Source organism: Actinomycetota bacterium (assembly GCA_035765775.1).
In the GTDB taxonomy this organism is placed as follows: Bacteria; Actinomycetota; CADDZG01; order JAHWKV01; family JAOPZY01; genus DASTWV01.
In genome coordinates this window covers 51945-73921 of the sequence record DASTWV010000050.1, presented here as the reverse complement: position 1 = coordinate 73921, position 21977 = coordinate 51945, and the positions used below count along the sequence as shown (strand labels likewise).

Annotated in this window: 18 protein-coding genes; 4 read left to right on the top strand and 14 right to left on the bottom strand. The window is 71.8% G+C overall.

Features of this window, described 5'->3' with window-relative positions:
* The first annotated feature begins 47 nt into the window (after nucleotides 1-47).
* On the top strand, nucleotides 48-686 hold the full coding sequence (locus tag VFW71_11280) for a TMEM175 family protein (protein HEU5003343.1): 639 nt from the start codon (nucleotides 48-50) through the stop codon (nucleotides 684-686).
* A gap of 19 nt (nucleotides 687-705) precedes the next feature.
* Here the strand turns inward: VFW71_11280 and VFW71_11275 are convergent, their stop codons facing one another.
* The 9 genes from VFW71_11275 to VFW71_11235 form a co-directional block, all read right to left on the bottom strand.
* Nucleotides 706-1803 carry a DUF3048 domain-containing protein gene (locus VFW71_11275; GenBank protein ID HEU5003342.1) on the bottom strand — a complete coding sequence of 366 codons (1098 nt, stop codon included), beginning with the start codon at nucleotides 1801-1803 and terminating at the stop codon, nucleotides 706-708.
* Nucleotides 1804-1828: 25 nt separating this feature from the next.
* Nucleotides 1829-2605, bottom strand: coding sequence for a class I SAM-dependent methyltransferase (locus VFW71_11270; GenBank protein ID HEU5003341.1), 777 nt, complete (start codon nucleotides 2603-2605; stop codon nucleotides 1829-1831).
* Nucleotides 2606-2791: 186 nt separating this feature from the next.
* The gene (locus VFW71_11265; GenBank protein ID HEU5003340.1) at nucleotides 2792-4234 is read right to left on the bottom strand and encodes a PEP-utilizing enzyme; all 1443 of its coding nucleotides are present in this window, start codon (nucleotides 4232-4234) and stop codon (nucleotides 2792-2794) included.
* 493 nt (nucleotides 4235-4727) lie between these two features.
* The gene (locus VFW71_11260) at nucleotides 4728-4979 is read right to left on the bottom strand and encodes a DUF4242 domain-containing protein (GenBank protein HEU5003339.1); all 252 of its coding nucleotides are present in this window, start codon (nucleotides 4977-4979) and stop codon (nucleotides 4728-4730) included.
* A gap of 820 nt (nucleotides 4980-5799) precedes the next feature.
* Nucleotides 5800-6978: a ferritin-like protein gene (locus tag VFW71_11255; GenBank protein ID HEU5003338.1), complete on the bottom strand. Its 1179-nt coding sequence runs from the start codon at nucleotides 6976-6978 to the stop codon at nucleotides 5800-5802.
* A gap of 25 nt (nucleotides 6979-7003) precedes the next feature.
* Entirely contained in the window at nucleotides 7004-7900 is an 897-nt protein-coding gene (locus tag VFW71_11250) for a DNA-binding domain-containing protein (GenBank protein HEU5003337.1), read from the bottom strand.
* Entirely contained in the window at nucleotides 7893-8822 is a 930-nt protein-coding gene (locus tag VFW71_11245; GenBank protein ID HEU5003336.1) for a DUF692 domain-containing protein, read from the bottom strand. Before VFW71_11245 ends, VFW71_11250 begins: the two co-directional genes overlap by 8 nt.
* Nucleotides 8822-9346 (bottom strand): hypothetical protein, encoded by a 525-nt coding sequence (locus VFW71_11240; GenBank protein HEU5003335.1) that lies wholly within the window; start codon nucleotides 9344-9346, stop codon nucleotides 8822-8824. The genes VFW71_11245 and VFW71_11240 overlap by 1 nt, the downstream gene beginning before the upstream one ends.
* 351 nt (nucleotides 9347-9697) lie before the next feature.
* A complete protein-coding gene (locus tag VFW71_11235) occupies nucleotides 9698-10126 on the bottom strand; it encodes a MarR family winged helix-turn-helix transcriptional regulator (protein ID HEU5003334.1) in 429 nt (142 codons plus the stop codon).
* Between the two features lie 114 nt (nucleotides 10127-10240).
* On the opposite strand from VFW71_11235, the gene VFW71_11230 reads away from it, so the two are divergent.
* Together VFW71_11230 and VFW71_11225 are read left to right on the top strand one after the other, a co-directional pair.
* Complete coding sequence (locus VFW71_11230; GenBank protein ID HEU5003333.1) at nucleotides 10241-10660, top strand: nuclear transport factor 2 family protein; 420 nt, start codon at nucleotides 10241-10243, stop codon at nucleotides 10658-10660.
* A complete protein-coding gene (locus VFW71_11225) occupies nucleotides 10657-11352 on the top strand; it encodes a hypothetical protein (GenBank protein HEU5003332.1) in 696 nt (231 codons plus the stop codon). Before VFW71_11230 ends, VFW71_11225 begins: the two co-directional genes overlap by 4 nt.
* Nucleotides 11353-11465: 113 nt before the next feature.
* Here VFW71_11225 and ppsA read toward each other — a convergent pair whose 3' ends face one another.
* The 3 genes from ppsA to VFW71_11210 all read right to left on the bottom strand — a co-directional run bounded on the left by ppsA (nucleotide 11466) and on the right by VFW71_11210 (nucleotide 15911).
* Nucleotides 11466-13868 carry a phosphoenolpyruvate synthase gene (ppsA, locus tag VFW71_11220; GenBank protein ID HEU5003331.1) on the bottom strand — a complete coding sequence of 801 codons (2403 nt, stop codon included), beginning with the start codon at nucleotides 13866-13868 and terminating at the stop codon, nucleotides 11466-11468.
* A gap of 70 nt (nucleotides 13869-13938) precedes the next feature.
* Nucleotides 13939-14778 (bottom strand): methyltransferase domain-containing protein, encoded by an 840-nt coding sequence (locus VFW71_11215; protein HEU5003330.1) that lies wholly within the window; start codon nucleotides 14776-14778, stop codon nucleotides 13939-13941.
* A gap of 50 nt (nucleotides 14779-14828) precedes the next feature.
* Nucleotides 14829-15911, bottom strand: coding sequence for a class I SAM-dependent methyltransferase (locus tag VFW71_11210; protein HEU5003329.1), 1083 nt, complete (start codon nucleotides 15909-15911; stop codon nucleotides 14829-14831).
* 114 nt (nucleotides 15912-16025) lie between these two features.
* On the opposite strand from VFW71_11210, the gene VFW71_11205 reads away from it, so the two are divergent.
* Nucleotides 16026-18833, top strand: coding sequence for an AAA family ATPase (locus VFW71_11205; protein ID HEU5003328.1), 2808 nt, complete (start codon nucleotides 16026-16028; stop codon nucleotides 18831-18833).
* A gap of 557 nt (nucleotides 18834-19390) precedes the next feature.
* On the opposite strand, the gene VFW71_11200 is transcribed toward VFW71_11205, so the two are convergent.
* Both VFW71_11200 and VFW71_11195 read right to left on the bottom strand, forming a co-directional pair.
* On the bottom strand, nucleotides 19391-20794 hold the full coding sequence (locus VFW71_11200) for an MBL fold metallo-hydrolase (GenBank protein HEU5003327.1): 1404 nt from the start codon (nucleotides 20792-20794) through the stop codon (nucleotides 19391-19393).
* Entirely contained in the window at nucleotides 20791-21459 is a 669-nt protein-coding gene (locus tag VFW71_11195) for a peroxiredoxin (GenBank protein HEU5003326.1), read from the bottom strand. Before VFW71_11195 ends, VFW71_11200 begins: the two co-directional genes overlap by 4 nt.
* Between the last annotated feature and the right edge of the window lie 518 nt (nucleotides 21460-21977).

Here is a 21977-nt window from a genome sequence, read left to right as displayed (position 1 = left end):
CCCTTGCCCCCCGCGGTCTCCCGGTCCCGCGCCGGTAGCATCGGCGCGTGGATGCGGTGGACGAGGACGACGAGCGGGAGGAGGGCAGGGTCGGCCTCGGTCGGACGCTGGCGCTGTCCGACGGCATCTTCGCCATCGCCATGACGCTGGTGGCCTTCCAGATCCAGGCCCCCAACCTGCAGGGGGGCGCAGTCCACCACCTGGCGCATGCCCTGGGCAAGATGGGGGCGGACTACTACGTCTTCGCCCTCACCTTCTTCGTCATCGGCGGGTTCTGGCTCGGCCACCACCGGCTGTTCCGCCAGCTCCGGCGGGCCGATGAGGGCTTCATGTCGCTCAACTTGGTGTTCCTGGCGACGATCGCCCTCCTGCCGTTCCCCTCCTCGGTCATGGGGCGCTACGGGGGGCAGGCCTCGGCGGTGATCCTGTACGCCACCAACATGATCGCCGTGGGTCTCCTGCTGGGCCTGCTGACGTTGGTGGCCCAGCACCGGAACCTCCTGGCTGACTCGATGACCCCCGCCGGGGTGCGCCGGGCTCTCTGGCGCTCGGGCTGGCTGGTGGCGGTCTTCGCCGCCTCGATCCCCGTTGCCCTGGTGGACGCCAACATCGCCCCCTTCGTCTGGCTGGCAATCCTGCCGATGCGCCTCATCGGCCGGCTGGTCGGGGATCGGCCGCGAAGCTGAATGGCCCCGCTGGGCGGTTCTACGATGCGGAGTACGCGGCCACCGGACTCGGCCCCGGCCCGGTCACCGACGAGGGCGCCAGCTCCACCCAGGTCGTCCCCGGCGCCAGGGGGATCTGGTGGCCCTGGGGGTCCAGCAGGTACGTCGGCTGCCCGAGGCCCTCGCCCGGCCGGAACCAGGTCCCGGTCACGCAGGTGCCCACGTGGCACACGAGGGCCGCGCCGGTGCCGAGCAGCTGGGGGACGGGCTGGTGCGACCCGCTGGGGTCCTCGATCCACCAGCTCATCTGCACCGGGACCGCCTGGATGACGACGTTCTGTGCCGACATGATGCCCCCGTTGGCGCCGAGCGCCGGGCTGTTGCCGTAGTAGCGCTGGTAGGCGTTGGCCTGGGCGTTCCAGCGCCAGTACACATCGGAGTACTGCGAGAACCCGATGTGGATCGTCGACCCCGGGCCGCCCGGCGGTGGGCTGGCCGAGTAGGTGAAGATCGGCTTCGCCGTGGGCAACCCCTTGGCGTCGGGCCGGGAGTAGAGCCCCTGCGTGGAGGTCTCCAGGTTGTACGGGCTTCCCCGACCCGGGTCCCGCTGGTAGCCGCCGCCGGTGTTGTAGCCGACGTTCACGATCCACCCGGCGTTGACCGACGACTGGACCGCCTGCAGGGTCGGCGGGCTTCCGCCGGCGTTGCCCAGCAACGACTTGCCCGGCTGGTTCACGATGTAGACGTCAGCCTGCCGGGCGCTCCGCACGGGCTCCACCCGGGCGGCGTCCCGGCACTGGTACATGACGATGAAGCGGGTCACGCCCCCCTCGACCGGCTCCTCGTAGACCATGTCGGCGGTGTCCAGGCCCCACTGCGGCCGGGCCTGCGGGGAGTTGTCCACCTTGATGGCCAGCATCGGCCGCTGGGGCACCGATGCGACGGTCTCGCCGCTGAGCGGGCAGATGGCCGGGGGCGGCGGGGGCGGTGCCGGGCTGGACGCCGGCGCCGATGGCGACCGGGCCGGCGCGGGTGACTTCTTGGCGGAGGCGGACTTGTGCGAGGTCCCGCAGGCGGCCAGCACCAGCCCCAGCACGACGATCAGCGAGTTCCGGCGGTTGCGCAGGGGCGCGAGCATACGCTTCATAGGCTTTGCCGAAGTCCTACCCAGGGCGGCGGTAGATCGACACATGCCGCTCGCTGGTGGCCGTGAATGGCTCCCGCTGCCACCCACCCCAGCGCTGCTCCAGCGTGAGCCCCGCCAGCCGGGCCATGAGGTCGATCTCTGCGGGCCAGGCGTAGCGGGCCTCGAGAGGGTACAGGCGGGTCTGGTCGCCGGCGATCAGCACGTTCACCGTGCGGAATTTCTGGCCCACCGGGTCGTGCACCGTGCTCTCCAGCACCACCCAGTCGCCCGCCAGCAGGCTGGTGGCCGTGCGCTGGCCCCGGTCGTAACGGCAGACGTCGGGGACGAAGGCTTCGAGGATGAAGGCCCCGCCGGGGGCGAGGTGCTCGGCCACCGATGCCAGGCACCGGACCTGGTCGTTCTGGCTGGGCAGCTGGAAGAACGTGTTGAAGGCCACGAAGATGATTGCGTAGGGCTCCGACGGCGCCAGAGCGGTGAAGTCTCCCAGCACCACCGGGAGGGCGTCGCCGCCCGGCTTGGCCCGCAGCTGGGCGAGCATGCTCTCCGAAGCGTCGATGCCGTGGATCTCAACGCCCCGCTGCGCCAAGGGCAACGCGACCCGCCCCGTGCCGATGCCCAGCTCGAGCACCCTCCCGCCGCCTGGGGCACCGGCTGTGGCACCACCTGGGGCGCCGCTTGCCACGAGCCCGGCGATGAAGTCGGCGGCGTCCTCGGCGTCGCGGCCGGCCGGGTACAGGAGGTCGTAGATCGAGGCGATGCGCTCGCCGTAGGTCGATGCCTCGTAGCGCTCCATCGCCCGGATCCTAACCGCCATACTGCGAACACGGCCCAGGCGGACCGTGAGCCCATTTCCGGCTACTTCGTCTTGGGACCCGTCCCTCCCGGGCGCCGGCGTCCCTGCCGTTTGGGGACCCGCGATTGTCCGGGCGCCGCTGGCGCCCGGGCCGCAATCGCGGCCCATCCGTAATGACCCGGAGGCTCAGGCGTCGAATGGGATAACGGTTCCCTGCTCCTTCGTGGCGTCCACCTCCACGTACTGGCCGTCGTGGAGGGTCCTGGTACCGGTTTCAGTTCCCAGCACGCACGGGATGCCCAGCTCCCGGCTCAGGATGGCGGCGTGGCTGAGGAGTCCGCCTTCGTCGGCCACGATCGCCGCCGCCCGCTCGATCCCCGGAGGTGAGCCGCCCCGCTCCGGGAACGCCGATTCGACGCCCATCCGGTCCGGGGTGCTGGCGGCGGTGACCAGGACATCACCCCACTCCAGGTCCCCCAACTCGACGGCCTCCGTGAGGATCCGCACCCGGCCCACCGCCCGGCCGAGCGCCACGCTCTGCCCGGTCACCACCGCCGGCCGGTAGCCGCCGGGCCGTACGGGCACCGGCGAGTCCTCGGCGGCGATGCGTACCTCGCCCGAGGAGCGCTCGACCACGAACCCGTTCTCGATCCGCCGGTCCGCCTCGGCGACCGGCAGCGGCGCCCCGCCGGCCAGCGCGGCGACGAGCTCCCCCACCGAGCACGCCTCCACCTGGGCGGTGCTACAGCCCAGGATGTGCGCCACTCGGATCACCAGGGGCCGCACGAGGGCGAGGGCCTGGACCAGGGCATCGGGACGGAACCAGGGCAGGGACTGCACCGCCCCCAGCGCTCCACCGGGCCCGGGTGCGGGCGGCGCCGCGGCCTGCGCGATCACCTCCGCCGGAAACCGGAGGACCATCTTTTGCAGCCGCTCGATCACGGCCTTGGTCGTCATGGAGTCGTAGGCGCCGCCGTGGGTACCCAACCAGCCGTAGCGCTCGACATGGCGGGCGATCAGACCGGCGATGTCCGGCACCTGCTGCTCGATGAGCGGCATGGCGAAGCGGGGAGCCCGGTTGCACACCAGCTCCCGGGCCTCCTCCCGGCCGGCGACCACCGCCGCGATGGCGAAGCAGTCCCGTACCTCCCGGGCGATCTCCGGCTCCCACGGGCTGCCCGGGGCACCCGCCCGGCGGGCCAGGATCTGGCGCAGCGGCGGGGCGGCGATGACGAACGGCACCACCAATGCCACCGCCGAGGCGAAGCGCTCCAGGGCGGCGCCCAACCCGTCCGAGATGTCCGCGACCGCCCGGCAGGCTTCGATGAGGGTCTCCCCCGCCGCGGTGGCCCGGGCGGCGAGCGCGTCGCCGGCGCCGGGGTCCGCCCCCAGGTGCCCGTCGATGGCGAACGCCAGAGACCCCACCTCGATCCCCGGCGCAGTGTGCAGGCCCGCCGCATAGCGGTGCTCCGCCAGACCGGCGTCAAACCCGAGCGCGGCGCTCATCTGCTCCCGGGAGGTGGCGCTCGCCACCAGGGCCGCGATCAGGACCGGCTCGTTGTGGAGCAGGAGTTCCGCAGTTCCGTCGGTGGCCATCGACCCCGGCCAACGCACCTCCGGCCGGGGCATTCCCTACCCTCAGAGGCGACCGGACGGTGCGGTAGCCGGGAAACTATCCTTCGGCGTCCCCGAGCTCCGGGCTGGGCAGGAAGCTGAACCACCAGCACCCCTCGGCGCACCGCCACATCTGATGGATCACCGGCCCCGAGGTCGATAGGAACACAAAGGACTCACCGCTGGTCAGTGCCGGAGCACGGCATCTCGGGCACTCTGCCGAGGCGAGGGACAGTGGCCGTGGCCAGTGGTCAGGCATGGCATGGCTCCCGTGCGTTGTACCAGTTCTCCGTCTGGCCGCTTGTATCATCGCACAATAAGAACCGAATGCGGGTGCGGGTCCGCCACCTTCGGTGGCCCAGATACGCCGCTGGTCACCTCACGGGCGCCCGCGCGCACCGGCCCTCCCGTCGTGGGACTAGGAGGACCGGGGGGTTCGGCACTGTCCTGGATGTCTGGGCGGCGCTCGTGCAAGCCGCCGCCCAGCGCACCCCTCTTCGTAGGCTTTCTAGCCCTGGACCACCGGGAAGATCTCATCGGCCACGAGGCCGTGGGCCTCGCGGTGGACGGCGTGGGCGGCTTCGGCGTCCGGCGCCTCCACCAGGCAGAAGACCTTGCCCGCCTCCTGGTCCACCCAGTAGTTGATGTACTTGACCCCGTAGCGCTCCTGCACCTTCAGATCCTCGGCGTGGGCACCGGCGACGTCGGCTGCGGTGGCACCCTCGGGCAGGCTGTGGTGCACGTCCATGTAGAGCGGCATATCCCTTCTCCTCCCATCCCCGGCCGCCCTATTGGCGGCGTCCCAAGGAGAGAGTACGGCCGGCCCCGCTCCCGCAGGGCTCCCGGGACCCCTCGGCGCAGGAAAATCCAGGAATTTTTTCGGTCAGCCTGTGGCTGTGGGGGGTGCGCGGTCGATGTTGCCGGCCAGCACCGCCCGGCGCCAGCCGGGCCAGCACGCGCACCCAGTGAGTGGAGCCGACCAAGCTTCCTGCCGATTTAAACCGGGGAGATGAAGCCCCGCACCCTCGCTGCCCTCACGGCCCTCCTAGGGATGGGGCCAGTGCGTGCCTTTCCCCGGGGGAGGCACGCCGCCGTGACCGCCCGCAGCCCATCGGGCCAGGTGGCGACCAGCCCCCACCGCCGACATGACCGGGGCGGGGATCACCCTGGCCTCGCCCACCAGCGTCAGCGCGGCGCACTCACAGCTTTCAGGCCCCCGCCCCCACCGCCAGCTCGGACAGCCGTCGGCCTCCCCGCCCGCCGCCGTCACCCTGACCGGGCCGGTGATGGTCCGCTCACCCACCACCGCGGGCCTCAGCGGCAACCCGCTCACCTGGCGGTCGTCTCGCCCGAAGCCGACCTCCGCTGGGCCGGGTCCGGCTCGATCACCACGGCGTCGGTGCACGGCACCGCCCTGGCACTGGGGTGTCTACGCCGACGGGGTGCCGAGATCAAGGTGCCAGCGCGCGTCGACATCTCGAGCACCGATGCGGTCACCGGGTTCCTCGCGCTCCACAACGCCTTCACCTGGGCCCGCGCAACCTCGACTCCACATACGACATGGCCATCCTGACCTGACCTCAGACCGGGGGCAGCAGCCCGATCAACGTGCGGACGCCGTTGTCGCCTCCCAGCGCCGGGAACCTCCCGAGCAGGCCGTCGCACATCGCCGCCAGCTGCTCCTTCTTGGGCGGCGACTCGGCGAAGGCGTGGAACTCGAAGGTGGGGGCGGCATGTGCGCTGGCCGAGATCGGCGTGGCGACCAGCAGGTTGGCGATGGGGAAGAGCAGCCCGTTCATCGCCCCGATGAAGGTCCGCTCCAGCCCGTAGCGGGGGCTGCGCGCCCCCGGCTGCACAGTCGTGCGGGAGGTCGAATAGAGGGCGTCGATCATCGCCAGCACGTAGGAGTAGGCGGCGTTGAAGAACTCGGCCAAGCCCTCGGCCGGCGTCCCCTGAAAGTCGGACGCCTTGGGGTCGGTGGGAACCGGCCAGGTGACACCGATCTGGTCGATCCCCAACTGGATCTGCTGGAACTTGGCGTAGTGGGACAGCTCGTTGGCGCCCGGAGTCGGCTTCTGCGGCTCGATCGGCACCTCGTCGTCGCCCGGGTGCAGGCCCTCGCCCTGCTCGACGATGGTGGCGATGGCCTCCAGTGCCGTGTCCAAGTTGCACACCAGGACCGGGGATCCGCCCCCGTCGTTGTTCCAGTACGCGCTCTGGTACTGGAGGTCGGGCTGGTTGTCGGCCCAGAGCTTCTCGCTGTCCAGGTGCTTGAACCCGTCCACGATGGCCGCGTAGAACTGGCCGATGGTGTTGTAGCGGTGCGGTTGCGGGGGTGCGTCGGTCTTGGCGGGCAGCTCGAGCGGCATGAAGACGTTCTCCATCAACGATTCCGTGCAGGCCTCGAGGTGCAGCAACAGCTCGGGGATCCGGTGCAGCATCGGGCTGGGGTACGTCGGGACGAAGCCCTTGTCGTAGAAGTGGAGCCGCTCGCCGCCACCGATGGCAACCATGAGGTTCCGGGCGAGGCACAGGTGCAGCATCTCCTCGATCACCACGCTGCGGATGGTCCGCAGGGCCGACATGCCCGGGTTCCAGCTCCAGTAGCTCTGCGTCTGGATCGAGTAGGCGGCGTAGAGGTACAGCGGGATGGTGGACAGCTCCAGCTGGGCGGCGTGGATGAGATGGTTCTGCAGGGCGTGCCGGTCACGGATGGGCTGGGTGGCGTCGATTGGGGCACTCTGGATTGCCGAAACCATGCCGGGCTCCTTGTGGGTCGTGGGGTCAGCGGGCAGCAGGGATGTCGGACGTACGCCGGGAAGCCGGAGTGGTGGAGCGGACCGGTGAAACCGACGCCAGCAGGCCGCAGTCGGCCCAGTGGCGCAGCTGTTCCCAGGCGGACGCCATCTCCCACCCGGCGGCAGCCCGGGAGAGGGTGACGCCGGCACCGAGAGCCTCCAGCAGCTGGTAGCCCGCCGGGTCGAGGGTGAGGATCGACACCTGGTAGGCGCGCCGGGTCAGGGCCAGGAAGGTGGGTTCCGGCAGGGGGTCGAGCAGGGGCAGCGGCGGATCCTGCCCGGACCGGACGGCGACCAGATAGTCGCCCACCGGGAACCGGGAGCCGAGCAGCCGGGTGCAGGGTGCGAGGACCACGTCCGCGTCGGTCCAGTGCTCGGCGGGCAGGTCCTGTGCCGAGGGGATCCAGTCCTCCTCGACCCCCGGGCCGTCGTACACCTCGAGGAAGGCCCGCTCCAGGCGGGCCAGCTCGATGAGGAAGTCGGGCCACACCTCGTCCGGCCCGTCCCGGTCCGGGCGGTGTGTCTCCAGGTGCGCGGCGAAGCCAGCGTTGAGCTGGAACAGGGACCGGTTGGTCGAGGGATGCGCGTGGAGGTAGTCGAGCGAGAAGCCGTCGAACAGATCCGGACCAAGGGCGTGGCGCAGGCCCGGGTGCATCGCCCGCAGGCACTCGAGGAGCCTTAGGTGGTAGCCCCGGTGGTATAGGCCCAGGCGCTCCTCCGGGCCGAGGCGCGACGACGGCGCCACGAGTTCGCCGACCCGGGCCTCCCGCCCGAGTGCCGAGACCGCCTCGGGCGACGCCGCCCCGGCCGCCGGCCCGTCGGGATGGCGGAGGACCGCCTGCACCCAGGCCTGGAGCGGGCGCAGGCCCGGGGGCTCAGGCACCGGCCGGCACCGCCACGAGATGGGACACGGGATTGGAGGCCCCCGGCCCGGCTGGCTGTACGGCGGTCTCCCCGATGCCCGCCACCCGGCCGCGGGCCTTTGCGGCCTCAGCCAGGAGCTCGGGGAACGGCGGGATGCGGGCATCCCACTCCAGCAGGGAGGACACGCCCCCCGTCCACCGGGCGGCGTCGGCGTACAGGTCCCAGACCGGGGTCGCCACCGGGCGGTCGTGGGTGTCGACGATGTGGGTCCCCTCGTCGGCGTGGCCGGCGAGGTGCATCTGGACCACGCGCCCGTGCGGCAGGGCGGCGACGTAGGCGTACGGGTCGAAGTCGTTGTTGACGCTGGAGACGTAGACATTGTTGACGTCCAGCAGCAGGCCGCAGCCCGACCCCTCCGTCATGCGGGCCATGAACTCGGCCTCGGTCATCGTCGACTGGCGGAAGGTCAGGTAGGTGCTGGGGTTCTCCAGGACGAGCGGGCGCTCCAGGAAGTCCTGCACGGTGGTGATGCGCTGCACGACGTGGGCCAGGGACGCCTCGGTGAAGGGCATCGGGAGCAGGTCGTGGGTGTTGACCCCGGCCACGCCGGTCCAGCACACGTGGTCGGAGACCCAGTGGGCCCGGGTCGCGGCCGCCAGCGACCGCACCTTGGCGAGGTATTCAAAATCGAGAGGGTCGGTGCTGCCGATGGAGAGCGACACGCCGTGGAGCACGACCGGGTAGCGCTCGGCGATGCGGTCCAGCATGCGCCGGGGCCACCCGTGCGAGTCGAGGAAGTTCTCGGTGATGCACTCGAACCAGTCCACGGCGGGAGGGAGGTCGCCGTCCAGGTGGGCGTCGAGGTACGGGAAGTGGGCGGAGCGCAGCCCGACGCCGATCCCCAGGTCCGGGAAGCCCAACCGGGGGGCCGGCTCGGCCATCAACAGCCCTGGTAGGGGGACTCGTACGACGGCACGAGATCGTCCGGGGAGCCTTGGCCGGGTGACGGGCCGAAGGGGACACCCGCGTCGTACATGCGCTTCTCGAACAGGAAGCGGGCGAGCTGCCAGACGCTCTTGCCCTTATTCGGCCCCGCCGAGCTCATACGGGAGATGTTGATCGGGCTGGCGCAGCTGCCGCTGTACTTGCACGCCTGCTCACCGGGCTTGGCCTGCTCGTAGTCGCTGCCCGAGTAGCCGCACCCGCCCTGGCCCCGGCAGTTGTTGGCGCCATGGCACACGTGCGCCACGGTGGCGCAGTCGCCCATGCCGGCCATGGGGCCCGACCCGTTGGCTCCTTGGCCCGTGCAGGCGTTGAGGCCCATGCAGACGTGGAGCTCGGGGACGACCTGGCCGGGCGCGGTGCGTACCTGTGGGGGGCCGTGCTCGCCCGCCTCGTGGCCGGCCTGGTGGCGGGCGCTGCCCAGCGGGCTGAGCTGTACCCGGTCGACGTCCTGATTCGGCATGCCGGCTCCTTTCGCCTTGATCGACGTTCCCGGTCCGGGAGCCGAGCCTACCTTTCCACAGGTATGACGACAAGGCCTGCCGCCCCACCGCACAGCTTGGCGAAGCTGGCCTCCCAGCCAGGAATTTTCGGGTCAGACGCCAACCGGGCCGCCGCCCACATCATTCGGGGGACATTTGTCCCACTGGCCGGGACGAAAGTCCCCGACTTCACCCGAGGGGCCGCATGGTCAACCCCGAGCGATGGCATGGGTCCGGGTGCCGCCCGGACTCGGGCCCACATCATCGCAGGTCGATTTGCCCCCAGAAGCGTGCAGAGTGACCTCATAGCCGCCGACCAGTACGGTCCGCTGCTACCCCGCCACGTTGGCCTGCAGCCGCCCGAGGGCCTCGCGCAGGGCCACCAACTCCCCATCGCCGAAGCCGGCCCGCAGGCGCCGGTCATGCCCCTGGGCCGCCGAGGCCAGCCGGAAGAACATCGCCCGGCCCTCATCGGTGAGGCGCACCTGGTGCGTGCGCCGGTTGGCCGGGTCGCGCTCCCGGGTGACGAGGCCGCGGGCCTCCATGGCGTTGAGGTGGTGGGTGAGGGTGGCGTCCCGGATGCCGACCTCGGCGGCGAGGTCCACCTGGCTGCCGTGCTGGCGCATCTGGAGCGCCAGCAGGACCAGCCACATCGGGCGGGAGCCGCCCGCCGCGGTCAGGGCGTCGTCGAAGGCCCGGCTCACCGCCTTGGCGGTGTTGGCCAGCACCAGACCGATGGGGACCTCCCGGGGCGGCGGCACGGCGCCAGGATACACGCCAGACCTAGATCCCTAAGCATTTGACTTCTAACCATTAGATATCTAAGATCATCGTCAGAAGGCAGGGGGTCGCCCCCGGGAGAGAGGAGGCAGCAGATGGAAGCCACCCAGGAGATCCTCGAGCTGGGCCAGCGTTGGGCGCAGGCAGAGCAGGCCGGCGACACCGCCGTGCTGGACGCCATGGCCACCGACGACTTCCGGCTCGTCGGCCCGGCCGGGTTCGTGCTGGACAAGACCCAGTGGCTGGACCGCTACCGCTCCGGCAGCTTCGTCATGCACCAGCTGGCGTGGGAGCAGGCGGTGGTGCGGAAGCACGGCGACGCCGCCGTGGCGATCGGCATCCACAACCAGCGGGGCGCCTACCAGGGCCGCCCGATCGACGGCCAGTTCCGCGCCACGCACGTCCTCGTCCGGGATCGCGCCGGGTGGCGCTACATCAGCCAGCACCTCAGCCCGATCATGCAGCCGCCGGCGCAGCCCGGTCAGGCCGCGGAGTCGCAGGGGGGTGCCCGGTGATCGCCGCCGAGCAGGTCACCGAGCGGCCCCACCGGCCCGGCCGCACCCAGGTGGGTCCGCCGCCCCACGTGGCCACCGCGGTGGCGGCGCTGGCGGTCACGGCCACGGGGCTCGTCAGCCTCGCCACCGGCAGCGCTTCGCCCTTCGCCCTGCCCAGGACTGTGAGCGGGCACCACGCGGCCGAGGTGCTCGCCGCCATCTGCCTCATCGTGGCCGCCACCGGGCTGGCCTTCGGGAGTGCCGTCATCTCAGCCCGCCTGCAGTTCCTGGCCCCCAACGCCCCCGGGCCGGTGATCGCCGGGGTGGGCGGCCTTGTGGGCAGCGGCCTGCTGGCGGTGAGCGGCGGGCTGCTATGGGTCCTGTCCACCGCCGGCGGGGCCGGGCAGCCGCTCCGCCACGCGTTGGGCGCCGGAGCCTTTGCCCTGGGCGGCCCGGCCGCCGCGGCAGTGATCGGGGTGTCGGTGCTGGGCCTGGCCGTGACCTCGTGGTTCCTGCACAACGGGCCCCGGTGGCTGGGCCTTGCGGGCATGGTGCTGGCGGCCGCAGACGTCGCCGTCATGGCCCTCGTCCTGGCGACAGCCGGTGCAACCCTGGCGCCGGTGGCCGGCGTCGCGGTCGCCGTGTCGCTGGCCTACCTGGCGGTCACCAGCGCCCTGCTTCCCCGGAGCCGGGGGCCGCGCCCCACCGGGTAGGCGTCGGGCGACGGCGTCTGTGCGGCTTCATGTTTGTGCATCGCTGAGCAGGATTATCCTGCTTACCGGTGCACAAACAGAGGTCTAACGATCCAAGGGGAGACCGCAGGGCGTCAGCCTCGCGGCTTCCGGCCCAGCCGGGCCTCCACCTCCAGCACCCGTTCGGTGGTCTTCACCAGGGTGTCGGGGTTCAGGCTCATCGACTCGATCCCCAGCTCCACCAGGAATTGCGCCATGTCCGGGTAATCGGAGGGGGCCTGCCCGCACAGGCCGGAGTGGATGCCGTGGCGCTGGCAGCCCTCCACCGCCCGGCGGATCATCTCCTTCACGCCCTCGTCCCGCTCGTCGTAGTCGAAGGCCACCGTCTCGCTGTCCCGGTCGACGCCCAGCGTTAGCTGGGCGAGATCGTTGGAACCGATGGAGAACCCGTCGAACAGCGGGGCGAAGGAATCGATCAGCACCACGTTGTTGGGGACCTCGCACATGGCATAGATCTGCAGCCCGTGGTCGCCCCGCCGAAGACCGAGCGAGGCCATCCGCTCCAGCACCGCCCGAGCCTCGCCCACCCGGCGCACGAACGGGATCATGAGCACCACGTTGTCCAGCCCCATCGCCTCTCTGACCCGCACCATGGCGGCGCACTCCAGGGCGAAGCCCTCGGCGTAGGCCGGATGGGCGTAGCGGGCGGCGCCCCGGAAGCCCAACATCGGGTTGTCCTCGGTGGGCTCGAAGGCTGCCCCACCCAGCAGGCTGGCGTACTCGTTGGTCTTGAAGTCCGACATGCGCACCACCACCGGCCGGGGCCAGAAGGCGGCGGCGATGGTCCCGATGCCCTCCGAGAGGCGCTCGACGAAGAAGGCCGCCCCGTCGGCATAGCCGGCCGTGAGCTCCGCCAGCTGGCGCCTCGTCTCCCGGTCCGGCACCTGGTCGGGGTGGATGAGCGCCAGCGGGTGGGCCTTGATGGCCTCGGCGATGATGAACTCCATCCGCGCCAGGCCCACGCCGTCCGACGGCAGCATCGAGGTCTGGAACGCCAGGTCGGGGTTGCCCAGGTTGACCATCATCCGGGTGGCCGGGCGGGGCATCGCCGAGACGTCGGTGCGGTCGATGCGGAACTCGAGGGAGCCCTCGTAGACCCGCCCGGTGGCCCCTTCGGCACACGAGACCGTCACGGTTGCCCCGCCCGGGATCCGCTCGGTGGCGTCGCCCGCGCCCACCACCGCCGGGATCCCCAGCTCCCGGGCGACGATGGCGGCGTGGCACGTCCGCCCACCGTGGTTGGTGACGATGGCGGCGGCGGTGGCCATCACCGGCCCCCAGTCCGGAGTGGTGGTCTCGGCCACCAGCACCTCACCCGGCCGGAACGCCGGCAGGTCGGCGAGGCTCTCGACCACCCGGGCCTGCCCGGACCCCACCCGCTCCCCCACCGCCCGGCCCTCGACCAGCACCGGGCCCTTGCCCAGCACGACGTACTGCTCCACGGTGGCGCCGGTCTTCCTGGAGGCGACGGTCTCGGGGCGGGCCTGGACGATGTAGAGCTGGCCGTCCACGCCGTCCTTCGCCCACTCGATGTCCATCGGCCGGCCGTAATGCGCCTCGATGGCCATGGCGGACTCGGCCAGCGCCAGCACCTCGGTGTCGGTGATGCAGAAGCGGGCCCGCTCGGCCTTGTGGGTGACGACATTGCGCGTCGTCTTGTGCACACCCCCGGTCGCCAGCACCATCGTCCGCTCCTTGGCCCCCAGGCGGCGGCGCAGGACCGCCCGGCGGCCGGCGGCGAAGGTGGGCTTGTGGACGTAGAACTCGTCGGGCTCCAGGGCCCCCTGGACGATGTTCTCCCCGAGCCCGTAGGCGGCGGTCACGAAGACGACGTCGGGGAAGCCGGACTCGGTGTCCACGGTGAACATCACCCCCGAGGCGGCCAGGTCCGAGCGGACCATCTTCATGATGCCGATCGACAGCGCCACCGCTTCGTGGTCGAACCCGTTCTCGGTGCGGTAGGCGATGGCCCGGTCGGTGAACAGGCTGGCGTAGCACCGCCGGCACGCCTCCAGCAGCTCCTCGTCGCCCGCGATGTTGAGGTAGCTCTCCTGGGCGCCCGCGAAGCTGGCATCGGGTAGGTCCTCGGCGGTGGCCGAGCTGCGCACCGCCAGGCTCAGGTCCGGGCCGTACTCCTCCTGGAGGCGGCCGTAGCCCGCCAGGACCTCGCCGGCAATCTCGTGCGGCAGGCGGGCGCCGTAGACGACCCGGCGGGCGGCCTTGCCCCGCCGGGCGAGGTCGGCGACGTCGCCGGGATCCAGCCCGTCGAGGATCTCCTTCAGCTTCGGCCCGGCGCCGGATTCCTCCAGCACGAGGCGGTAGGCGTCGGCCGTGGTGGCGAAGCCGTTGGGCACCGCCACGCCCTGGGCGGACAGCTCCCGGTACATCTCGCCCAGCGAGGCGTTCTTGCCGCCGACGAGGCCGATGTCAGCGATGCCGACCTCGTCGAAGAACCGAATGTACCGGGAGTCACCCACCTCTCCATTGTTCCCGCTCCCGGGCCCCCGGCGGTGCGAGGGCCGACGCCCTAGGTGAGTGAAGCCGGCCTCAGTCCTTCCGGCCCGCCACCAGGGTCATACCGGGAGGCCCCGCCTTCGGCAGGACGCGGACGTCGCTCCACCCGCTCGAAGCCAGGAGATCAGTCAGCTCCCCGGGCTCCAGCCACGTCCCGCCGTCGCGGATGAGGCGCAGCCGCAGCGTCGCCGCCGCCAGTGGGTCGGGCGGGGCGTCGTAGCGGCCGACGACGATCTGGCCCCCGGGCTGGGTCGCCGCCAGGATCCGTTTGCAGGCGGCGGGCAGCACGGAGGGGAGCAGGTAGAAGCTCGGCAGCCAGGTCAGGTCGAAGCGGTCCCGGTCGGGGAGGTCGGCCACGCTCTGGAGGCGGATCTCGATGATGTCCGCCAAGCCGGATTCGGCCACGTTGGCGCGGGCCCGCTCGACGGACGCCTCCCACAGGTCGATGCCCACCACGCGGCACCCGGGCCAGACGCGGGTGGCCGCCACCGCCAGCCACCCGACACCGGTGCCGACGTCGAGCAGGGTCCCGACCTCGGTGATCTGCGCCGCCGCCGCGATCATCGGTGGCACCCCCATCGACGCCCGGCCCTGGCCTTCCAGTACGGCGACATCGGTATAGCTCCAGCCCTCCGCCCGGGTAGGATCGGCCAGCAGGTGGGCGGTCTGGCCGAACGCCGAGCGGACGTAGGCCGCCACCATCGCCCGCTGCGGCGCCTCCAGCAGCCCGAGATCCGGAACGCCGGCCGCCGCCAGCACGTCGTCGACCGCATCCGTCACCCGGTCGGGCATGGCGGCCGGGTCCACGGCCGCCCGGGCACCGATGGCCGCCATCGCCTCGGCGGCGGCGTGGAACCGGGTGACGGCGATCATCACCGCGATCATCTCCGGCGACAGCGCAGGGCCGGATCCCCCCGGGCCGCTCACCGGCCCAGGGCCGGACGGGCGATGTACACCGCGTCCATGGGGTCGCCGGGGATCCCCTCCACGGCCACAACCTCGAACCCCGCCTCGGCCAGCATGGACCGGGCCAGGCCCTCGCCGAAGGCCGTGCCGATCCCGGCGCCCTCGTGCGCCAGCGACACCGTGAGGCAGTGCAGTGTGCTCACCGAGTACATGATGGGCGAGAACGGGTTGCCGATGTTGTCCTCCAACCGGTCGGCGGCCCGCGGCTCCTTCATAACAAAGACGCCCCCCGGCTTGAGGGCACGGTGGATGACCCGCAGAACGCCTGCCGGATCGACCTGGTCGTGGACCGCATCGAAGACGAAGACGGCGTCGTAGGCGCCGGCGACGTCCACCCGGGCGATGTCAGCCACCTCGAAGCGGAGGTTGCTCAGCCCGGCCCCCGACGCCTCGGCCCGAGCGCAGGCGATTGCCCCCTCGTCCAGGTCGTAGCCCACGAACGACGATGCCGGGAACCGGCGGGCCAGCACGACGAGGCCGTGGCCGGTGCCGCACGCGAAGTCGGCGGCCGCCGCCCCCGCCTCCAGGGTGGCGGTGAGCCCCTCGACCTGCGGCAGGTAGGCATCGACCAGGGAGCAGTCGTACCAGGCCCGGCCGATCTGGTCCATGAGGTCGGTGAACTCGGGGCGGAAGGCGGAGTAGGGCACGCCGCCGCCCTCCCGGAAGACCCGGGCGAGGTCGCCCACGTGCTTGCCCAGGTGGGTCTGCAGGCCGGCGAAGGCCGACATCGGCATCGGCCCGGCGGTCAGGACGATGGCGGCTTCCGCCGGCAGCGCGTAGGTCCGGGACTCGGGGTCGTAGTCGAACAGCCCACCGGTCACCACGGCGCCCAGCCACTCCCGGACATAGCGCTCGTGCAGGCCGGCCCGGGCGGCGAGCTCGGCTGCGGTGCCCGGTCCCTGCGCCGCCGTGGCCAACAGCCCGGTGCGGTGCCCGATGTCGATCATGTAGGTCATCATCGAGCCGACGTAGAGCGACATGATCCGCCCGGCGGCCTCCTCCATCTTCTGCGGGTCCAACGCCACTTCGGTGCTCGCCATCGCTGTACTCCTTCCGGGATCGGGACCCCTTGGCCCGTGCTGCGATGCTAGGAGCGGCCCCCATCCGCCCACATCCGTGGACGCCACGGAACTAATGCCAGCACAATGGGCCGCGTGGAGGGAGGAGTCCGTAGATCCTCGGTGCTGGTGGGCCGCCGGGCCGACCTGGACCGCCTGCGAGCGGCCCTGAGGTCGGCTAAGTACGGGGCCTCTTCCTGCGTGTTCCTGACCGGCGAGGGCGGCATCGGCAAGACCCGTCTGCTGGCCGAAGGGATCCTCGAGGCCCGGCGCGCCGGGATGGCGGTGCTGGTGGGCCGGGCGAGCATCGCCGCCCCGGTGGCTTTCGGGGTCATCGCCGAGGCCGTGCGCTCCTGGCTGCGCGGCGGCGGCCCGAAGGCGCCGGCGGTGGCTTCGGTCTTCGACCGCGGCCTGCAGCTCATCGTTCCGGAGTGGCCCTCGGAGGCCCCGGCGAGCGGGCTGACCGATGCCCAGCTGCGCCTCCTCGCCCTGGAGGGCCTGGTGGATGTGCTCCGGGGGCCGGCGGAGCGGTCGGGCCTGCTGCTGGCTATCGACGACCTGCACGCCGCCGACGCCGAGAGCCTCGAAGCCGTACGCTACTTGGCAGGTGCGGCCCTCCCGGGGGTGGTCATCCTGGCGGCATCCCGGACGGGCGAGGCCGCCCTGGCCGACCAGCTCAGGGACCGCCTGGCGCAGCAGGGGTTGGCCGACCTGTGGCCGGTCGCCCCCTTGCCCAGCGCCGACGTCCATGACCTGCTCGCCGCCCTGCTCGGCACCCAGCCCCCGGCGGAGCTGGTAGCCGACGTCGAGGGCCGGGCCGATGGCGTCCCGTTGTTCGTCGAGGAGATCGCCGACGCCCACTTCCGGGCGGGATCGGTGGTGCTAGACGGCCGCGGGGCACACTGGCGGGGCGGGGCACACGTGGTGCCGCGCTCCGTGGCGGCGCTGGTCGCCACCCGGCTCGACCGGCTGGGCGAAGCTGAGTGCGAGGTCCTCACCGCCGCTGCGGTGGTCGGGCCTCATGAGACCGCCCTGCTGGCTGCCCTCTCCGGACAGCCCCCGGCGGTGGTGGCCCGAGCCCTGTCGGCGGCGATCGAGTCCGGCCTAGTCGAGACCGTGGGCGGCACGGTGGACTTCCGCCACGCCGTGGTGGGCGACGCGGTGCGCGCCCGCCTCGTGCCGGACCGGCTCCGTGCCCTGAATGGCCGGGCGGCCGAAGTGCTGGCACCGACTGCCGCCGGGGACGAGTCAGCCCTGGAACGGCTGGCGGGCCACCTCGTCGCGGCCGAGGACCCGGACGGCGCCGCCCGGGCACTGATCGACTCCGCCGGCCTGAACCGCAGGGCGCACCGCCTGCTGCGGGCCGAGTCGCTGGCGCAGCGGGCTCGCCGGCTGGCTGTGGCGCCCGGGGTGACAGACGCCGCGGCGGATGCCCTCGCCGACGTTCTCGCCGCCCAGGGCCGGTGGGGCGAGGCGCTCGAGCTGGACCAGGCGGCGGCTGAGGGTGCCGGGAGCTCGGTAGGTGCCGAGCGGTGGGTGCGCATGACCCGCTGTGCCCTGGACGCCCGGATGCCGGACCTCGTCCGCTCCCTCCTCTCGGCCGGCGATCTCGAGGGCATCCCTCCGGCTTTCCGGGAGTTCGCCATCGGCCGCCTGGCACTGGTCGAGGGCGACACGTCGCGCGCGATCGAGTGCGCACGCCGGGCTTTCGCCGCCGCCGGAGATGACGCCCTCACCGCCAGCGCTGCCCTGGACCTCGAGGCCCGCGCCCTCGACCTCGCCGGCCAGCGAGCGGAGGCCGCCGAGGCCTGGGCCCGCCAGCAGGCGGTGGCCGCCCGCGCCGGCTTGGCCGCCGAGCGGATCCGGGGGCTGGTGTCGCTCTCCGAACTCGAACTGTTCTCCGGGCAGGCCCCGGTCCGGATGCTCGAGGCGGTGGAGGTCGCCCGGTCGGCGGGCGCCTTGGTGGAGCAGACCTGGGCAGAGCTCAATCTCTCGGTCGCCCTCACCATCCAGGGCGACCCGGTGGCCGGCGCCCGGCTGGCCGATGCCGCGTCGGAACGCTGCAGTCAGCACCGCCTCGACCTCCTGCCGTTCCTGCGTGTCGCCCGGGCGGGGGCGGCGCACATCCTGGGCGAACCGGCCTTCGAGGAGCTGCTGGCCGAGGCCGCCGCGATGATCGGGGCCAGCACCGACGCCGTCGTCCACACCGCCGGCATCGCCGCCGACCACGCCATGCATCTGGGCAACTGGGCGGAGGGCGCCCGGCTGCACCAACGGGTGGTCGATGCCATGGATGCCGAGCCCGGGACCCTGCCGACCTCCAGCCCGTGCGACCTGGTCCTGGCGCTCAGGGCGGCGGGCCGGGTGGCAGAGGCGTCGCAGGCCCTGCAGCGGGCCCGGGAGCGCCCCGGCAGCCTCCGGTGGTACGCCACCCCGGTGATCCTCGCCACCGCCGAGGCCGTGATGGCCGGCGACCCGGCAGGCGTCGATACCGCCCTGTCCTCGGCGACCGGCCGGATGCCCTTCGACCTCGCACTGCTCCGGGTGCTGGCGGCTGAGATCCTGGGCGGGCCGTCCCGCGCCCGCTGGCTCCGGGAGGCGCTGGACCTCTACGAGGCGCACCAGGGCTTCGTCGCGGTCGACCGGGTGCGGCGCCTGCTCCGGGAGGCGGGCGGCGCCGTCCCGCGACGCCGGCGGACGGAGGCGGTCCCCCCCGCCCTGCTGGCCCGGGGACTCACAGCCCGGGAGGTCGAGGTGCTGCGCCTCGTTGCGGAGGGCCAGTCCAACGCCGCCATCGCCCAGGGGCTATTCCTGTCGGTGCGGACGGTGGAGAGCCACGTGTCGTCGGTGCTGGCGAAGCTGGGGGCGACGTCCCGGGCGGAGTTGAGGGCAGCGTTGGAATAGGACCCTTGAGCGATGTCGTGGGGTGAGGCACAACCGGAGCTCCCGCCCGAAGGGTGGTACCCGGACCCGGCCGGGGGGGAGGGCGAGCGGTGGTGGGACATTGAAGCAGTGGTCCGCCCACGTCAGGACGGCGGTCAGCGTGCAGTGGCGCCGGTGAGTGCTGACGTCGTCCACCGCGGTGGTGATCGACCGCTGGCAGCTGTGGACCACCGGGGTCATGGACGCATGGAGCACCGCCCTCCTGGGGAGTGGCGCCGGGTGGTGGGGTGCCCAGCGACGTGGGCACGCGGCCTCCGGAGGAACCCCTTCCCGACGCTGCCCCGGGCTGCCGGCTAGGGCCTGCAGGCGCTCGCCTTCGCCGGGTGGATCGCGGCCCTGTCGGGCCCCTCCCCGGCAGAGCAGGCGTGGGTGGCGCATGGGTGGCACATGGGTGGCGATGGGTGGCGCATGCGTGGGACCGGCCAGTTGCGAGGGCGGCAGGGTCGTCGATCTTGAAGCTGAACCAGGCGTTCGGGCCGAAGTAGGTAGGCCATCAGGTCAACCCGGGGGGGTCCGGGTCAGGCAGTGTCGGCCAAGTCGGCGCTGCGGTGGGCGTCCCAGGCCGACATCCCGCCCACCAGGTCCGCCACCTCCTCCCGGCCGGCCCGCCGGAGCATGCTGGCAGCGACCGCCGATCGGTACCCGGTGGCGCAGTAGGTGACGAGGCGCCTGCCGGCGGGCACGGTGTCGAGGGTTTCCGCCAGGTTCGACAGGGGCAGGTTCGTTGCATCGGCGATGTGGCCGTCCTTCCACTCCCGCGGGGTCCGGACATCGACCAGGAGGGGAGGCTCGGGACCGGCCAGCTGCTCCGCCAGCGAGCCGGCGGTGATCCGGTCGGTCCGCTCCACCAGCTCGGCGGTGCCAGCCAGGTGCTGCATGCCGCCGGCGAGGTAGCCCGCCATCGAGTCGAACCCGATCCGGCCGAGCCGGGTGGCGGCCTCCCACTCGCGGCCCGGGTCGGCCACCAGCACCACCGGCCGCCCGGGGTCCAGCAGGGTGCCGGCCCAGGTGGCGTAGGACCCGCCGAGGCCGATGTTGAGCGCCCCCCGGATGTGGGCACCCTCGAACTCGGCCGGGTCCCGGGTGTCCAGCAACTGGGCACCGCCGGCGACAGCGCGGAGCACCTGCTCGATCGACAGCGCCTGCAACTCCCGCTGCAGCGCGTCGTCCAGCGTCGGCCGCTCCCGGGCGTTCAGCACCGCGTCGTAGGTGAAGTAGGCGGGCGTCTCCGGCTGGTCCGCCATGACGATCTCGATGAAGCGCTCCCGGCTCATCGGCTGCAGGGCGTAGTTGTAGGCCCGCTGCACCCCGATGGTCGAGACGGTGTCGGTGGACAGGTTCTTGCCGCACAGCGAGCCCGCCCCGTGCGCCGGGTAGACCAGGGTGTCGTCGGGCAGCGCCAGGAGCTTGCCGTGTAGCGAGTCGTAGAGCATGCTCGCCAGCGTCTCGGCGCTCCAGCCCAGCGCCGCCCGCAGGTCGGGCCGGCCCACATCGCCAATGAACAGCGTGTCGCCGGTCAGCACGGCGTAGGGGAGATCGGCGCTGTGGCCGGGGTCGAAGATCAGGATCGAGATCGACTCCGGGGAATGGCCCGGCGTCGCCAGGACCGAGAGGCGCACGGAACCGACCGGGACCGAATCGCCGTCGGCCATCGGCGTGAAGGCATACTCGGCGCTGGCCTCCGCCCCCAGGTAGATCGTCGCCCCGATGCGGTCCCGGAGCTCCAGGTGGCCGGCGATGAAGTCGGCGTGCAGGTGGGTCAGGAACACGTGCTGGATGCGGCAATCCAGCTCGGCGGCGTCCATCAGGTACTGCTCGACGTCACGCTGCGGGTCGATGACGGCCGCCTGGCCCCCCACCTGATCGGCGATCAGGTAGGAGGCGTGGGCCAGGCACCCGAGGTAGTACTGCTTCAGGATCACCGCACTGCACCCGTGGGGTCCGGGACGATGCGGATGTAGGGCTTCGGCGACTCCCACTCGCCGAAAAGCTCCTTGGCCTGCTCGTTGTTGACCGAGCCGGCAATGATCACCTTCTCGCCCGGCCGCCAGTTGACCGGCGTCGAGACCTTGTGGGAGGCGGTGAGCTGCAGCGAGTCGATCACCCGCAGGACCTCGTCGAAGTTCCGGCCGGTGGTCATCGGGTAGACCAGGACCAGCTTGATCTTCTTGTCCGGGCCGATGACGAACACGTTGCGCACGGTCTGGTTGTCAGCGGGCGTCCGGGCCGCCGGGTCACCGGACACCTCGGCGGGCAGCATGCCGTACAGCTTGGAGACATTGAAGTCGCCGTCGCCGATGATCGGGTAGTTGGGGGCCGTGCCCTGGGTCTCGGCGATGTCGGCGGCCCACTGCTCGTGCTTGTCGGTGGTGTCCACCGACAGCCCGATGATCTTCACACCGCGCCGGTCGAACTCCGGCTTGATCTTCGCCATGTAGCCCAGCTCGGTGGTGCACACCGGGGTGAAGTCCTTCGGGTGCGAGAACAGCACCGCCCAGGAGTCGCCGATCCATTCGTGGAACCTGATCGGCCCCTCGGTGGTGTTGGCCTTGAAGTCGGGTGCCAGGGCGTTGATCTGCAGCGTCACGTGCCTCCCCCTTCTGTCGGTCGGACTGCTCGGTTGGTGCTGCGGTGCTTGATGGCCGACGTCCTTCCGAACGCCTTTCGTTGGGTCCGCTTCCGTCACCGGGAAGCTCCGGAGAATTCTCTCCCGCAATGGCCAGTCTTGCCTCCCCCAGCCTCCAGCCCCGCTGCCCACGGGTCACTCCCGCCGCCCGACTGCTGGACGCCCCTTCAGGGCCACCCTAGCAAGCCGAAGTATAGCGTCGCCAACGGTTTATAGCTAGCAAGCTACACTGAGTTGTAAACCCTAGCCTTTCCAGTGAACCCGGTCAGAACCCTTTCCAGTCCCGGAGCGGGCATCGAGCCCACCTCGTCTGGTGGGGCGTGACCGCGAGATCGACGAGCTGGATGTCGCGCTCCAACGCGTCCTGCTCGGTCGGCCGGGCAGAAGCCAGATGCTGACTGGGTTGCGAGGCGTCGGAAAGACGGTGCTGCTCAACGAGCTTGGACAGATCGCCGGTTCCCGCGGGTATTTCCATGAGC